Genomic DNA, 16,496 nt, shown 5'->3' with positions numbered 1-16,496 from the left:
CTCCTTCTATGTTGTATTCCAAATAACTGAATACTTTTTTATTTGTTATTAACTTTATAAATCAATTTGTTACATGATTTTTTCCCAAAAGGAGAAACAATACCCCCTTTAGATAAGGGTAAATATCCTTATCCTCAACAGCGCACAAGTCCTAATTTCTTATGCTGTTATACTCTAAAATAAAATCCCTATCAGACAAACTTCGATAAGTTGACTTGGTGTCTTGTACCAAGCAACAAGTTACTACTTCAGGCTATAGGATAAACGCAACAATCTTTCTTTAGATGAAGCGCAATACTCATCATGGAGATTGTAGGAGTCGTTTTAATTATCTTGTTCCAATAGGGTTCTATTTTTATCGCACCTTGTCATATTGGTATTTCTTACCGGATTTGAGTACGCTCAAAATCCTATTTGACATTTTTCTTGCTATCCTGATGATGGCTTCTTGCCCTTTCATCCGTTTGCAATATGCTCCATAAGCCATTGACATAGCTCTGTCATGCCGTATAGAGACCCATGCACTTTCTATAACCAAAGGACCAAGGTGTTTATTGCCTCTGAAAGTCTTTTCCATATTGTAAATATTTTCACCACTGCTATGGCAAGACGGAATCAGACCAAGAAAAGACGCAAATTCTCTTTGATTGTGAAACCTTGACACATCTCCAATTTCCGTAAGAAGACACATGGCTGTCACAAGGCCTATACCAGGAATGGAGATCAAGTTCTCATATTGTCGAGAATATTGCGGTTTCTTTGATAAATCACGAACCATCCGGGTAGCTTTCAGTAGATTTTTTCTGAACAGCTTAACCTGGTCTATCAACAAATCCAAAGAAAGTCTGGTGGACGACAATAATCTCACTTCATTTTCCAACCAATATATAAAACGATTGGACCAATGAGAACGGCTGTTCTCAAAACAATCAGGATAGGAAATCCCATTATTGTAAAGTAAATGCTTCACACGTGATTTATATCCTCCAAGTTGCTTCTGTAAAGTTTTAGGTAATCTGATAAGACTACGGTCATCCAATTCTTCTTTGTCCCTGACGTATATTCCTCTCAATAACCCTCCTTTTAAAGATTTAGCCAATTTTTCTGAATCTATGGCATCTGTCTTCATCACATTCTCATATTGAGACGTAGGAACATCCGCAGCATGAATTATCATGCACTTTATTCCGTACTCCTTCAAAGCATAGTAAGTGGAATACCCACTAAAGCCGCTTTCATATACAGCTTGATATTTGCCATTGGGATAATGTTTCTTCAAATGTTCAAAGAGCTCTTTGGCTGAAGGTTTTTGTGAGTGAGTTCTTTTATAACCCGATTCTGTTATTATAGTTACACTCCAACTCTTCAGATGCACATCAATACCTATATAGATATTTTGACCATTAAAATTTATTCCTTTACTTTGTACCATAGGTGTAATAGTTTGGATTATTAATTCATTGATAAACTCTCATTTACAAAGTTAATAATTCTATTATTACGCCTATTCTTATTTAATCATCGGTCGGGGAGCGCCCAGCGGCAAGGGGCGGGACCACCCGTCCCGACGAGCGATTATTTTGAACGTCTACAAACATAGTATCTTTCCTTTGTTATCAGAAAAAGGAATGGGTGTCTATTAAAATAATGAGTAATATGTTTGAAGGACTTGACTTTTGGTTTGAACAGATTATAGCTTATTGCATTGCCCTCGTACTGGTGCAGTTCATGAAGAAACAAATATAGCGGCAAATACTTTATTCACTTCCGTCGTAGCACGGTTTAATCTTAGGCTTTTTCTTGTGATTTCTGAGCTTTTGGGGTACTAATGACCGATATTTACCCCTTTTTGAAACAATAGTGCCCCCGAAATTACCGGGAATGGGGTAATTTTGCAGTATTGAAAAACAAACTTAAATAATATCATGAGAAAAAGTAACTACTTATGGCTGCTGCTGGTGGCAGTTTTATTGCTGCCCGCTCAGGAAATGGCTGCCAAGAAGAAAAAAGAGAAGGAAGTGACAGACCGCGAACTTTGGGCCGGGGTGTTGTATCAAATGGCTGCTCCGGTACTGAGCAATATGAGTGAAGGGAAGCTCCAGGAAAATATGCAGGTGGAGCTTAGCCCCACTTGGGATGGACGCGACAAACGGGTGACCTATATGGAATGTTTCGGACGTCTGATGGCGGGGTTGGCGCCCTGGCTCTCTTTGCCGGACGATGACACTGCCGAAGGCAAGCAGCGCAGGCAGCTCCGCGAGTGGGCATTGAAAAGTTATGCGCAGGCGGTAGACCCGGAAAGTCAGGATTACCTACTTTGGCGGAAAGAGGGGCAGCCGCTGGTCGATGCCGCTTATGTTGCTGAAAGCTTCCTGCGAGGATACGATGCTTTGTGGGTGCCTCTGGATAGTTTGACTAAACGGCGTTACATTGAAGAGTTCACCCAGTTGCGCCGTGTGGACCCTCCTTATACCAACTGGCTGCTGTTCTCGTCTACGGTAGAATGTTTCCTGCGCAAGGCTGGTGCCAAGAGTGATGCTTACCGTATTGTCTCCGCTCTGCGCAAGGTGGAAGAGTGGTATGTAGGTGACGGCTTCTATAGCGACGGACCGGGATTTGCCTTTGACTATTACAACAGCTTCGTACTCCATCCCATGTATGTGGAGTGTCTGGAAGTCTTTACGAACAGTGGAAAAAATAAGATATGGAATGCGCCGGATTGCAATTTCCAGCGTGCCCAGAAGCGCATGCAGCGTTTCGGCATGATTCTGGAACGTTTCATCTCTCCCGAGGGGGCCTTCCCCGTATTCGGGCGTTCCATTACCTACCGCACCGGTACCCTCCAACCATTGGCTTTGTTGGCATGGCGTGGATGGTTGCCCAAGGAATTGTCGAACGGACAGGTACGTGCTGCCATGACAGCTGTCATCAACCGTATGTTCGGTGACAACCGGAACTTCAACGAGAAAGGTTTTCTGACATTGGGATTCAATGGTTCCCAGCCTCATATCTCCGACTGGTATACTAACAACGGCAGCCTTTACATGGCTTCCCTGGCATTCTTGCCCCTGGGCTTGCCCGCCGACCATCCGTTCTGGACAGATGCTCCGCAGGCATGGACCTCGAAAAAGGCGTGGGGTGGTGAAGAATTCCCCAAAGACCATGCCTATTATGAGTAAGACTGATTCATTTTTTATAGTATTTATATTAATTGTTTGGGGGATTGGTGGATTTCCGGTGGCACTCTGTGCACAGGGTGCTGCCGGTGTCCTTCCCGAAACGCATCTGGTGGAAGTGGGGAAAGGATACAGCCAGACTTCCGTCAACACTGCCGTATTCCGTAATAATTCGCTGGTGACGCAAGGTGACGAGCAATACATCAGTTACTATGATGCGGAAGGGTTCCTGACTCTTGGAAAACGGAACCTCCATGCCGGACAGTGGACACTGCACCGCACACAGTATAAAGGGAATGTGAAGGATGCCCATAACGTCATCAGCATGATGCTGGACGGTGACGGGTATATTCATGTAGCCTTCGACCATCACGGACAGCCCTTGAACTACTGTCGCAGCATTGCACCCCATTCACTGGAATTGGGTGAGAAGGAGCCCATGACGGGCGTGGATGAAGGCAATGTAACCTATCCGGAGTTTTATCTGCTGTCCGGAGGCGACCTGCTGTTTGCATACCGTTCCGGTTCTTCCGGCCGGGGCAACCTGGTGATGAACCGCTATTCCTTGAAGGAGAAGAAATGGAGCCGTGTGCAGGATGTACTGATTGATGGCGAGAACAAGCGCAATGCTTACTGGCAGCTATATGTAGATGAGCTTGGAACCATCCATCTGTCGTGGGTCTGGCGCGAGACTTGGCATGTGGAAACCAACCATGACCTATGCTACGCCCGTTCCTTTGACAATGGCGTAACATGGTATAAGGCAAATGGCAAGAAATATGATTTGCCCATCCGTCTGGGTAATGCAGAGTATGCCTGCCGCATTCCTCAGAATTCGGAACTGATAAACCAGACCAGCATGAGTGCCGATGCAGGCGGCAATCCGTACATTGCTTCCTATTGGCGCGACCCGGACAGCGACGTCCCGCAATACCGGATTGTCTGGCATGACGGGCAGATGTGGCACAGCCGCCAGGTCTCCGGGCGTACCACTCCGTTTTCCCTGAAAGGTGGAGGCACGAAGATGATTCCGATGGCCCGTCCGCGCATCGTAGTAGATGGCGGGGAGATATTTTATGTATTTAGGGATGAAGAACGGGGGAGCAAAGTCTCTTTGGCGCACGCTACGGATGTGGCAAACAGTAAGTGGAGCATCAGCGATTTGACCGACTTCACTGTCGGTGCCTGGGAACCGTCTCATGACACGGAATTGTGGAAGAGCAGGAAGCGGCTGCATCTGTTTGTGCAGCATGCCAAGCAAGGAGACGGAGAGCGGGTTGTGGAGTTTGCACCGCAACCGGTATATGTATTGGAAGTGATAAGATAAAAGAACAGTATTAGTATATGAAAACGACATGCTTATTTTTATTGGGTTTGGCTTTTTGCTGGGGACTGTTCTCATGCACCGCTCAGCAGCCGAAACCGGAAGAAGTGATTGAGATTATCAATCGGGTGAACAACTATTGGCAGGAGACCCATCCGCAACATGGGCGCTCTTTCTGGGACAATGCCGCCTATCATACGGGAAACATGGAGGTGTTCTTCCTGACCGGTAATCCGGAATGCTATGCCTATTCCGAGGCGTGGGCAGAACATAATGAATGGAAAGGCGCGAAGAGTGACAACAAGGAAGAGTGGAAGTACAGCTATGGGGAGAGTGATGATTATGTGCTTTTCGGTGATTATCAGATTTGTTTCCAGACTTATGCGGATTTGTATACCGTGAAGCCGGATTCCGGGAAGATAGCCCGTGCGCGCGAAGTGATGGAATACCAGATGAGTACGGACAAGAACGATTATTGGTGGTGGGCAGACGGACTTTACATGGTAATGCCCGTTATGACAAAGATGTACAAGCTGACCGGCAATCCGTTATATCTGGAGAAACTGCATGAATACTGGACCTATGCCAACAGCATCATGTACGATGCGGAGGAAGGCCTATACTATCGCGACGGCAAATATATTTATCCAAAACATAAAAGTGTGAATGGTAAGAAAGACTTCTGGGCGCGTGGCGACGGTTGGGTGCTGGCTGCCTTGGCAAAGGTACTGAAAGACCTGCCCGAAACAGACCAATACCGCCAGGAGTACATAGACCGCTTCCAGACGATGGCCAAATCCGTGGCTGCCTGCCAGCAGCCGGAAGGCTACTGGACACGCAGTATGCTCGACCCTGAGCATGCTCCCGGTCCTGAAACCAGCGGTACGGCTTTCTTTACCTATGGTCTGTTATGGGGGATGAACAACGGCTTGCTGGACAAGGCTACTTATCAACCCGTAGTGATGAAGGCGTGGAATTATCTGACTACTGTAGCCTTGCAGCCCGATGGCCGCATAGGGTATGTACAGCCGATTGGCGAGAAAGCCATTCCCGGACAAGTGGTTGATGCCAACTCTACTGCTAACTTTGGGGTAGGGGCATTTCTGCTGGCAGCTTGTGAGATGGTGCGTTTTTTGAATGCCGACTGATTGGAGAGATTAAATAAGTGTATATGTTACACAACATATACACTTTCTTTGTATTATAATGTATATAGTGTTAATTTTACACCCGTTAAAAGGTTTAATATAAAAAGATTATGATTGTACGGATGAAAAACACTTTCCGGATGCTTTTGGCGGCAATGTTATTGTCGTTGTTTGCACTTCCGGGATATTCCTGGCAAAAATCCTTTCCCGAAAAAGATTATGTAGCTTATTTGTTCACTTATTTCACTGGGAATAGTGGCGATGAAGAAGCTGTGCGCTATGCTGTAAGCATGGACGGTTATACCTACTGGGCATTGAATGATAATGAACCGGTAATCGACTCGAAAGTCATCAGCTCCACCGGGGGAGTCCGCGACCCGCATATCCTTCGTTGCGAGGATGGCAAGACTTTCTATATGGTAGTGACAGATATGGTTTCAGCCAATGGATGGAGTTCCAACCGTGCCATGGTTTTGCTGAAATCTACCGACTTGGTCAACTGGTCCCACTCCGTTATCAATATACAGAAACGTTATTCAGGTCAGGAGGATTTGAAGCGTGTATGGGCTCCGCAGACTATCTACGACCCGGAGGCGGGAAAGTACATGGTGTATTGGTCCATGCTGCATGGCGATGGAGCCGATGTCATATATTATGCTTATGCCAATGCGGAGTTTACGGATTTGGAGGGAGAGCCCAAGCCATTGTTTCTGCCGGAGAACGGGAAATCGTGCATCGATGGAGACATTGTCTATAAGGATGGTGTTTTCCACCTTTTCTATAAGACGGAAGGGCATGGAAACGGCATAAAGGTGGCCACCACCCGTTCCCTGACCTCCGGGGCATGGACGGAAGAGCCCGATTACAAGCAACAGACTAAGGAAGCCGTAGAGGGTGCGGGCACTTTCAAACTGATAGGGCAGGATAAGTATATCCTGATGTACGACGTCTATATGAAAGGAAGCTATCAGTTTACGGAAACCACTGACTTGAAGAATTTTAAGGTGATAGACAGCGAGGTGAAGATGAACTTCCATCCCCGTCATGGGACCATTATCCCCATTACCCGCCATGAGCTGTTGCGCATTACCGATGAATGGGGCAAGCCGACAGAACTGGGCGCATTGCCCAACAATCCCGTATTGCCGGGTTTCCATGCCGACCCGGAAATCCTTTATTCCCATCAGACCCAAAAGTATTACATCTATTCTACTACGGACGGACAGCCGGGTTGGGGAGGCTGGTATTTCACCGTATTCTCCTCCACGGATTTGAAGACCTGGCAGGATGAAGGCGTCATGCTGGACTTGAAGTCGGAGCAAGTGCCCTGGGCAGATGGCAATGCTTGGGCGCCTTGCATTGAAGAGAAAAAAGTGGACGGTAAGTATAAATACTTCTTCTATTACAGTGGAAACCCCAAGAATGGCGGCGGCAAGCAGATTGGAGTGGCTACGAGCGATTCTCCGGCCGGCCCTTTCACCGATTTGGGACGCCCTGTCGTTACTGCTTCACCCGTCGGTGGCGGGCAACAGATTGATGTGGATGTGTTTACAGACCCTGTTTCGGGCAAATCCTATCTTTACTGGGGCAACGGCTACATGGCAGGTGCCGAGCTGAACGACGATATGGTGTCCATCAAGGAAAATACCGTTACGGTGATGACGCCGGAGGGAGGCACCTTGCAGGACTATGCTTTCCGCGAAGCAGCCTATGTCTTTTATCGCAACGGGCTCTACTATTTCATGTGGTCGGTAGACGATACCGGTTCGCCCAATTACCATGTGGCATACGGTACGTCCAAGTCGCCGCTCGGTCCTATCGAAGTTGCCAAGCAACCCGTTGTACTGATTCAGAATCCGGAAAAGGAGATTTACGGTCCGGCACACAACGCTGTATTGCAGATTCCCGGTACAGATGAGTGGAGAATCGTTTACCACCGTATCAATAAATGGTACTTGAAAGATGGTCCCGGCGTTCATCGTGAAGTCTGCATAGACCGGATGGAGTTCAATGAAGACGGAACCATCAAGCCGGTGGTGCCTACCCTTTGATTTAATGATGTAACATAATAATTTAATACCATGAAGAATAGATTGAAATTACTGGTTTGGCTGTTTGCCCTCTCAGGTCCGCTGGCAGCACAGAGTGTATCTGTCAATGGTCCGGATGGAAAATTGCAGCTTACGGTATCCTGCCCGTCAGCCAACGGCGAAGTGTCTTACGCCGTCACCTACAATGGAAAGCAAATGCTGGAATCTTCTCCCTTGGGGATGGAGACAAATGTGGGTGATTTCTATAGAGGATTGCAGTTGAAGGAACATAAAGTCACAGCTCTCGATACGGTTTATGAACAATCCCGGATCAAAGCTTCGCGCATCCATTACTGGGCAAACGAATTGCTTTGTTCATTCGTCAACGGTGAGGGGAAGAATGTGCAGATAACTTTCCGCGTCAGCAACAATGACGTGGCTTTCCGTTACACCCTGCCGAGGGAGCAGGGAAAAGGAAGCGTCACGGTGAACAGCGAACGGACCGGCTTCCGCTTCCCGTCGCAGACCACCACTTTCCTTTGTCCGCAGAGCGACGCCATGATAGGGTGGAAGCGTACCAAACCCAGTTACGAAGAAGAATATAAGGCAGATGCCCCGATGAACGAACGTTCGGGTTATGGACATGGATATACATTTCCCTGCTTGTTCAAGGTGGGGGATGACGGCTGGGTACTGCTCAGTGAAACCGGAGTGGACAGCCGTTATTGTGGCTCGCGTTTGAGTGATTGGGATAACGGCGTGTATCGCATTGCTTTCCCCATGCCGGAAGAGAACAACGGCAATGGAACGGTGTCACCTGCCTTTTCCCTGCCGGGCTCCACGCCGTGGCGTACTGTGACGGTGGGGGAAACCTTGAAGCCGATTGTGGAAACCACCGTCCCCTGGGATGTAGTGGAACCACGCTATACCACCACCCATGATTACAAGCCGGGCCGTGGCACATGGAGCTGGATTCTCTGGCAGGACGGCAGCATCAACTACGACGACCAGGTGCGCTATGTTGACTTGGCAGCCGCCATGGGATACGAATATGTATTGATTGACAACTGGTGGGACAACAACATCGGTCGCGACCGCATGGAACAGTTTATCAAGTATGCCCGTAGCAAGGGTGTGGAGGTATTCTTGTGGTATAGCTCCAGTGGTTACTGGAACGATATAGAGCAGAGTCCCGTCAACCGGATGGATAACTCCATTGCCCGCAAGCAAGAGATGCGCTGGTTGCAAAGTCTGGGTGTGAAGGGTATCAAAGTAGACTTCTTCGGCGGTGACAAGCAGGAGACCCTGCGTTTGTACGAGGAGATTCTGAGCGATGCCGACGACCACGGTCTGATGGTTATCTTCCACGGCTGTACCTTGCCTCGCGGCTGGGAACGGATGTATCCCAATTACGTAGGCAGCGAGGCGGTGCTGGCTTCCGAGAATCTGGTATTTAGCCAGCATTTCTGTGATAACGAGGCCTTCAATGCCACGCTGCACCCTTTCATCCGCAATGCTGTGGGATGCATGGAGTTTGGCGGTGTGTTCCTGAACAAGCGTTTGAACCGCAGCAACGATGGCGGAACTATTCGCCGCACCACGGACATCTTTCAGCTGGCAACGGCAGTGCTGTTCCAAAATCCTATCCAGAACTTCGCCTTGGCACCTAATAACTTGACGGATGCTCCGCAAATCTGCCTCGACTTTATGAAACAAGTGCCCACTACTTGGGACGAGACCCGTTTCATTGACGGCTATCCGGGGAGATATATTGTTCTTGCCCGTCGTCATGGCAACACGTGGTACATAGCCGCTGTCAATGCAACGGCGGAACCATTGAAACTGAAGCTTGACCTTCCTGTGCTGGCAGGACAAGAGGTGTCTCTGTATAGTGATGACAAGAAGATGCAGCCTCAATTAAAGCTGCAGAGGATAAAGGCTGACGGCTCTCTGCAACTCACGGTTCAGCCGCAGGGAGGGGCGGTAATCGTGGAATAAAGAAGGTATGGAGCAATCTTTGTTTTGTAATGATATATCATAACGGATTACTCCTTTTGCAAATCTTTGATTATCAGAGGTCTATAATTGTCCTGATTCAGTCGTATACTGAATGGCATTCACTATACGACTGAACCCTATTCACTATACGACTGAATGGCATTCAGAATACGGCTGATTGTGACTATCGAACTAAATGTAAATGATTAATACCGACTTAATACCATGAATGGATTCTTGAAATTATTGTCCTTGTGTCTGTTCTTGACACTGACCGTTCCTTTGCAGGCTATAACGAATGGAGTGGCGAATGAACCCGATTCAGTCTATCTCTTTTCCTACTCCCATGCCGACGGCAGTGGCGGTCTGAAACTAGCCTGGAGTCCCAATGGCAACCGATGGTTCAGCGTGGCAGAGGGCAGCTCCTTTGTCAACTCGGACTTCGGCCCCTGGGGGCAAATGAAGCGGATGCTGAAACCGCACTTGATGCAGACCCGTGCCGACGACCGTTGGCACTGTATCTGGGAACTGACGGAAAGCGGAAACTCCCTTGCATACGTCGAGTCTCCCGACTTGCTGCAATGGAAAGCGCAGAAATACTTTGACCGTTCTCGCCTTGCCGAATACCGGCCGGCGGAGGTCTATCCTAACGTGCGGAAGGAGGTTCTGCTGAACGGTACCGTACAGCAGGGTTGGATGCAGCGTGTACCGTATGCCACGGTGCAGCGTGTCATCTCCTTTGCAGAGCATAAGAAGTACCGCCAGGCACTCCATGCCGAACGTACCGAGCAAGACCCCGTACGTTTTGCCGGACTGAAACCGGTGGAGGCGACTATCGAAGTGGAGACGGAATGTGCAAAACCCATCAGCAAGCATCTGATAGGTATTTTCTTCGAAGACATCAACTATGCTGCGGATGGAGGACTGTATGCCGAGCTGGTACAGAACCGCGACTTCGAGTATTCGTCTAAGGACGGTTCACACCAAGGTTGGGACGGCACATATGCCTGGGCGGTGAAAGAGGGGAATACTTCGGCTGCCGTTACCATTGCCGCTGCCGACCCCATTCATCCCAATAACCCTCATTATGCCGTATTGGAGGCGCGTCCCGGAGTGACATTGCAGAACGACGGTTTCGACGGCATCAGCTTGAAGAAAGGGGAGAAGTACGATTTCTCTCTCTTCGCCCGCGTGGCACCGGGCAGCAAGGGAGGTAAGGTGGTTGTTTGCCTGCTCGACCAGACGGGCCGTGAGATTGCCCGCTCTTCCGTCAATGTGTCCTCCAAAGAGTGGAAGAAACAGCAGACGGTGCTGACGGCGAATGCCGACGTGCGTGCCGCCGTCCTCTCGCTCCAGCCGCAGACGGTGGGGACACTGCATCTCGATATGATTTCCCTTTTTCCGCAAAATACATTCAAGGGCCATAAGAACGGCTTGCGTGCCGACCTGGCGCAGACGCTTGCCGACCTGCATCCACGCTTCGTCCGCTTCCCCGGCGGCTGCGTGGCTCATGGCGACGGCATTGATAATATCTATGACTGGAAAGGCTCTATCGGACCGCTCGAAGCGCGTAAGCCGTTGCGCAATCTGTGGGGGTATCATCAGACACGCGGACTGGGCTACTTCGAGTACTTCCGCTTCTGCGAAGATATAGGTGCCGAACCTCTGCCGGTATTGGCAGCGGGCGTGCCGTGCCAGAATTCGGGCACACACTCGCACTATGCCGACAACTGTCCGCAGGGGGCCAACAAGGAACTGATGCGCTACGGCCAGCAGGGTGGCATCCCGATGGAAGAGATGCCTGCCTATATCCAGGATGTGCTCGACCTGATAGAGTATGCCAACGGCGATGCACGCCGCACCGTGTGGGGCAGGAAGCGTGCTGAGGCAGGCCATCCCAAGCCTTTCAATCTGAAGTATATCGGCATCGGCAACGAGGATATGATTACCGAAGTGTTTGAGGAGCGCTTTGCCATGATATACAAGGCTGTCAGGGAGAAGCATCCCGAAATTACGGTTGTCGGCACTGTAGGTCCCTTCTACGAAGGCGCGGACTATGCGGAGGGCTGGCGCCTTGCCACGGAACTGGGCGTGCCCATGGTGGACGAACACTATTACGTGGATCCGGGCTGGATGATTCACAACCAGGACTACTACGACCGTTATGACCGCACCAAGTCCAAGGTCTATCTGGGCGAATATGCCGCCCACCTGCCCGGACGTCCCAACAACATAGAGACAGCGTTGGCAGAAGCTCTCTATCTGACTTCGGTGGAACGTAATGCCGATGTGGTGGAGATGACCTCGTACGCCCCGTTGCTGGCGAAGGAAGGCCATACGCAGTGGAATCCCGACTTGATTTATTTCAATAACACGGAAGTGAAGCCTACCGTGGGCTACTACACACAGCAGATGTACGGACAGAATGCGGGTACGCAGTACATCACCTCGCACATCACACTGAGTAATGGGCAAGAGGCTGTCCGCAAGCGCGTCGGCATTTCGGTGGTAAAGGATGAGGCCACGGGTGACCATATCGTAAAGCTGGTGAACCTGCTTCCGGTAGAGGTTTCCTCTACAGTGAAGCTGAAGGGCATCGACTTGCAGAATCCCTCGGCAGTGAAGACGCTCCTGACGGGTGACCCGAAAGACAAGCAGGCACGTTCCGTGACTTCCACCTTCGACATCGGCGGTACGGAGTTTCCTTATACCTTGCCTGCCTATTCGTTTACGGTGATACGTATCCATGAGAATAAGGGGAAATAAGGATAAATCCGTGTAATTCCGTGCGTGGGAACTTAAAAACTTAAAAGATATGAAACGATTATTGACTTTGGCACTTGTTGCAGCCATGACCGGCAGTGTGTCGGCACAAAAGCAACAGACTTTGCATTCCGGTTATCCCATCGACCCGGTTCCTTTCACTTCAGTGAAGGTGACGGACAGTTTCTGGGGACAACGCTTGAAGGCAAGCCGCGAGGTAACCATCCCGTTGGCTTTCAGTAAGTGTGAGGAAACGGGACGTTATGAAAACTTTGTGAAAGCTACTCATCCCAGTGATGAGTATAAGGTGGGAGGCTTCTCCTTTGACGATACGGATGTCTATAAGACGATTGAAGGTGCAAGTTACTCCTTGCAGACTTACCCGGACAAGAAACTGGAAGAATATATCGACAGCGTATTGGTCATAGTGGCCGCCGCCCAAGAACCGGACGGGTATCTTTACACCGCACGTACCATGAATCCCAAGCATCCGCACGATTGGTCGGGGCCGGACCGCTGGTCGGAGGTGGAGAATTTGAGCCACGAGTTCTATAATCTGGGTCACATGGTGGAAGGGGCTGTGGCTTATTATCAAGCTACAGGCAAGCGGAACTTCCTGGATATAGCTATCCGTTATGCCGACTGCGTATGCAAGAATATCGGTGAAGGCCCCGGACAGAAGCGTGTGATTCCCGGACATCAGATTGCCGAAATGGCATTGGTACGCCTCTATACCGTGACAGGAGATAAGAAATATCTCGACCAGGCCAAGTTCTTCCTCGACGCGCGCGGCACTACGGCACGCAAGGACATCTATTTGCAGTCGCACAAGCCTGTACTGGAGCAGGAAGAGGCAGTGGGACATGCCGTACGTGCCGGTTACATGTATTCCGGTATGGCTGATGTGGCTGCCATTACGGGTGACAGCTCCTACATCAAGGCTATCGACAAGATATGGGAGAATATCGTCGGCAAGAAGATATATATTACCGGCGGTATCGGTGCGCGTCATGCGGGCGAAGCTTTCGGTGATAACTATGAATTGCCGAATCTGACTGCCTACAATGAGACCTGTGCCGCCATCGGCAATGTTTACATGAATTACCGCCTCTTTCTGCTGCATGGCGATTCCAAGTATTTCGACGTGCTGGAACGTACGCTTTACAACGGATTAATCTCCGGCGTTTCATTGGACGGAGGCAAGTTCTTCTATCCCAATCCGTTGTCTTGCGATGGTAAGTATCACTTTAATGCCGACCATACGATTACACGCCAGCCGTGGTTTGGTTGTGCCTGCTGTCCTAGCAACATCAGCCGGTTCATTCCTTCTTTGCCGGGATATGTGTATGCCGTGAAAGACAATCAGGTGTACGTCAACCTTTTCTTGTCCAACCGTGCCGAGCTGAAGTTGAATGAAAAGAAAGTGGTGCTGGAGCAGGAAACCGGATACCCCTGGAACGGAGATATTCGTGTGAAGGTGGCTCAGGGCAACCTGCCGTTTACGATGAATATCCGTATTCCGGGTTGGGTGCGCGGCAGTGTACTTCCGAGTGACCTTTATTCGTATGCCGACGACCTGAAGTTGGGCTATCGTGTATTGGTGAATGGCGAGGAGGTAACCGGTGAACTTCGTAAAGGCTATCTCCGGATAGACCGGAAGTGGAAGAAAGGGGATGTGGTAGAGGTGCATTTCGACATGCAACCCCGTGTGGTGAAAGCCAATGAAAAAGTGGTTGCCGACCGTGGACGGGTGGCCGTTGAGCGTGGTCCTATCGTTTATTGTGCCGAGTGGGCCGATAATGATTTTAATATACAGAATATCATCCTGAACCGTCATCCGAAATTCCAGGTGACGGAGAAGCCCGAACTGCTGTATGGCATCAACGAAATTACCACAGAAGTGCAGGCTCTTGGTTTTGATGCTGCCGGAAAGTTGGCAACCAGAGATGTGACGCTGACCCTGATACCTTATTATGCATGGGCACACCGGGGTGAGGGCAAGATGGATGTATGGTTGCCGGTAAATAGGATTGATGTAGAATAGGTAAGTATGTCGTCATAATTTAGCTTATGCTATCGTTATAAACAGATTAAAACCATGAAAAGACTTTTATTTCTATTGACATTGTTCGTTGTTCTTGGCATGCAGGCGCAACAGCATGTGATGACTGTTGATGTATCAAAACCGACGGCTCGGATAAATCCTGCCATGTATGGAATCTTCTTCGAAGACATTAATTTCGGTGCGGACGGTGGTTTGTATGCCGAACTGGTAAAGAACCGCTCTTTTGAGTTCCCGCAGCCGCTGGTGGGGTGGATACCTTTTGGCGAGGTGACGGTACAGGACGAGCGGCCCTGCTTCGACCGCAATCCGCATTATGTGCGCATTACCAATGACGGCTGTCTTTTGCGTGCCGGACTGGATAATGAAGGTTATCGTGGCATCGGCCTGAAAAAAGGAGAAGATTACCGTTTCTCCGCCTATGTCCGTACGCCGGATACCAAACCAATGAAGCTTTCCGTCGAACTGGTGAATTCCAACGGAGAGAATCTCCTGAAGAAGGAACTGGAAGTGAAAGGCAGTGAATGGCAGAAGCTGACGGCTGTGCTGAAAGCTCCTTTTACCGATGTTCGCTCGCGTCTGCGTGTTGTGTTGCAGACGGAGGGTACGGTAGATATGGACCACATCTCTCTCTTCCCGGTGAACACTTGGAAGAAGCGTGAGAATGGATTGCGTGCCGACTTGGTACAAGCCCTCTATGACCTCAATCCCGGAGTATTCCGTTTTCCCGGCGGTTGTATCATCGAAGGCAACAGCCTTGCCACCCGTTATCAATGGAAGAATTCCGTGGGTCCGGTAGAGAACCGTCCTTTGAACGAAAATCGCTGGAACTATACATTCAAGCATAAAGCTTTCCCGGATTATTTCCAGAGTTACGGACTTGGCTTTTACGAATATTTCCTGCTGAGTGAAGACCTCGGTGCAGAGCCTCTGCCGGTACTGAGCTGCGGGCTGTCCTGCCAATACGAAAGCAACGAAGTGGTTCCCCTTGGAGAACTCGGCCCGTACGTGCAGGATGCCCTCGACCTCATCGAGTTTGCCAACGGTGCTGCAACCTCCAAGTGGGGAAAGGTGCGTGCCGATATGGGACATCCCGAACCGTTCGGTCTGAAAATGATTGCCATCGGCAATGAACAGTGGGGGGAAGTCTATCCCGAGCGTCTGGAAGTGTTCACGAAAGCCATCCGTGCGGAATATCCCGATATGCAGATTGTAGGTTCTTCCGGTCCGAGTGCAGATGGGGACAAGTTCGATTACCTCTGGCCCGAAATGAAACGCATCGGGGTGGATTTGGTGGACGAGCATTATTATATGGCTCCCGACTGGTTCTTTGCCAATGCTGCCCGCTATGATGACTATGACCGTAAAGGACCGAAAGTCTTTGCCGGTGAATATGCATCGCATGACCACCCCACCGGGAAAGCCAATAATTTCTTGGCGGCACTGTCCGAAGCAGCTTTTATGACGGGACTGGAACGTAATGCTGATGTGGTGCGCCTGGCTACCTATGCTCCGTTGTTTGCCCATGTGGATGCCTGGCAGTGGAATCCCGATTTGATTTGGTTCGACAATCTCCGTATGATGCGGACTCCCAACTATTACGTACAGCAGATGTACGGTATGAATGCCGGAACAGATGTGCTGAACCTGCAAATGGACGGAAAACCCGTGACGGGGCAGGACAGCCTTTATGCATCGGCAGTGCTGGATGCTCCTACGGGAGAAGTAATTCTGAAGCTTGTCAATGCGGGCAGCAGATCGGAGAAGGTACAGATAGAGTTCAGCGGATTGAAGAAGCGGCAGCTTGTCTCGGGTTCCTGCACCTATTTGCAAAGTGATGACTGGAAAGCCAAGAATACACTGGAGCAGGAGGCTATTGTTCCACGTATTCGTCCGGTGGAGGTGGCTTCCCGTTCTCTGAGCCTGGAGCTTCAGCCCCGTTCGTTCGGAGTCTATCGTTTGCGGATAAGTACTCAATCAAAATAAATTCCCATT

The 16,496-nt window shown here is 49.8% G+C and carries 9 protein-coding genes; 8 read left to right on the top strand and 1 reads right to left on the bottom strand.

Translation table 11 applies throughout. The features are described 5' to 3' along the window. Positions 1 to 355: 355 nt before the first annotated feature. Entirely contained in the window at positions 356 to 1,432 is a 1,077-nt protein-coding gene (locus CSD97_RS06855; protein ID WP_098032143.1) for an IS110 family transposase, read from the bottom strand. Positions 1,433 to 1,925: 493 nt separating this feature from the next. Between CSD97_RS06855 and CSD97_RS06850 the strand changes: the two genes are divergently transcribed. The 8 genes from CSD97_RS06850 to CSD97_RS06815 all read left to right on the top strand — a co-directional run bounded on the left by CSD97_RS06850 (position 1,926) and on the right by CSD97_RS06815 (position 16,487). Continuing rightward, entirely contained in the window at positions 1,926 to 3,179 is a 1,254-nt protein-coding gene (locus CSD97_RS06850; RefSeq protein ID WP_005830116.1) for a DUF2264 domain-containing protein, read from the top strand. Further along, the gene (locus CSD97_RS06845; RefSeq protein WP_098032147.1) at positions 3,172 to 4,503 is read left to right on the top strand and encodes a BNR repeat-containing protein; all 1,332 of its coding nucleotides are present in this window, start codon (positions 3,172 to 3,174) and stop codon (positions 4,501 to 4,503) included. The genes CSD97_RS06850 and CSD97_RS06845 overlap by 8 nt, the downstream gene beginning before the upstream one ends. A gap of 17 nt (positions 4,504 to 4,520) precedes the next feature. Then, positions 4,521 to 5,648, top strand: coding sequence for a glycoside hydrolase family 88 protein (locus tag CSD97_RS06840; RefSeq protein WP_005830120.1), 1,128 nt, complete (start codon positions 4,521 to 4,523; stop codon positions 5,646 to 5,648). Between the two features lie 122 nt (positions 5,649 to 5,770). Then, on the top strand, positions 5,771 to 7,699 hold the full coding sequence (locus CSD97_RS06835) for a family 43 glycosylhydrolase (protein ID WP_244284018.1): 1,929 nt from the start codon (positions 5,771 to 5,773) through the stop codon (positions 7,697 to 7,699). 30 nt (positions 7,700 to 7,729) lie between these two features. Beyond that, entirely contained in the window at positions 7,730 to 9,676 is a 1,947-nt protein-coding gene (locus CSD97_RS06830; protein ID WP_098032141.1) for a glycoside hydrolase family 97 protein, read from the top strand. Positions 9,677 to 9,901: 225 nt separating this feature from the next. After that, positions 9,902 to 12,442: an alpha-L-arabinofuranosidase C-terminal domain-containing protein gene (locus tag CSD97_RS06825; RefSeq protein ID WP_098032140.1), complete on the top strand. Its 2,541-nt coding sequence runs from the start codon at positions 9,902 to 9,904 to the stop codon at positions 12,440 to 12,442. A 49-nt stretch (positions 12,443 to 12,491) separates the two neighbouring features. Then, on the top strand, positions 12,492 to 14,483 hold the full coding sequence (locus CSD97_RS06820; RefSeq protein WP_098032139.1) for a glycoside hydrolase family 127 protein: 1,992 nt from the start codon (positions 12,492 to 12,494) through the stop codon (positions 14,481 to 14,483). A 54-nt stretch (positions 14,484 to 14,537) separates the two neighbouring features. Beyond that, the gene (locus CSD97_RS06815; protein WP_005830131.1) at positions 14,538 to 16,487 is read left to right on the top strand and encodes an alpha-L-arabinofuranosidase C-terminal domain-containing protein; all 1,950 of its coding nucleotides are present in this window, start codon (positions 14,538 to 14,540) and stop codon (positions 16,485 to 16,487) included. Positions 16,488 to 16,496: the final 9 nt, after the last annotated feature.

It is taken from the genome of Bacteroides sp. AR29 (assembly GCF_900217715.1).
Taxonomy (GTDB): Bacteria; Bacteroidota; Bacteroidia; order Bacteroidales; family Bacteroidaceae; genus Bacteroides; species Bacteroides uniformis.
This window is presented reverse-complemented; position numbering and strand designations above follow the sequence as displayed.

Excerpts from the sequence above, each read along its gene's own strand:
- CSD97_RS06840 (WP_005830120.1), top strand. The coding sequence starts at position 4,521 with ATGAAAACGACATGCTTATTTTTATTGGGTTTGGCTTTTTGCTGGGGA.
- CSD97_RS06845 (WP_098032147.1), top strand. The coding sequence starts at position 3,172 with ATGAGTAAGACTGATTCATTTTTTATAGTATTTATATTAATTGTTTGG.
- CSD97_RS06855 (WP_098032143.1), bottom strand. The coding sequence starts at position 1,432 with ATGGTACAAAGTAAAGGAATAAATTTTAATGGTCAAAATATCTATATA.
- CSD97_RS06815 (WP_005830131.1), top strand. The coding sequence starts at position 14,538 with ATGAAAAGACTTTTATTTCTATTGACATTGTTCGTTGTTCTTGGCATG.
- CSD97_RS06825 (WP_098032140.1), top strand. The coding sequence starts at position 9,902 with ATGAATGGATTCTTGAAATTATTGTCCTTGTGTCTGTTCTTGACACTG.
- CSD97_RS06830 (WP_098032141.1), top strand. The coding sequence starts at position 7,730 with ATGAAGAATAGATTGAAATTACTGGTTTGGCTGTTTGCCCTCTCAGGT.
- CSD97_RS06835 (WP_244284018.1), top strand. The coding sequence starts at position 5,771 with ATGAAAAACACTTTCCGGATGCTTTTGGCGGCAATGTTATTGTCGTTG.
- CSD97_RS06820 (WP_098032139.1), top strand. The coding sequence starts at position 12,492 with ATGAAACGATTATTGACTTTGGCACTTGTTGCAGCCATGACCGGCAGT.
- CSD97_RS06850 (WP_005830116.1), top strand. The coding sequence starts at position 1,926 with ATGAGAAAAAGTAACTACTTATGGCTGCTGCTGGTGGCAGTTTTATTG.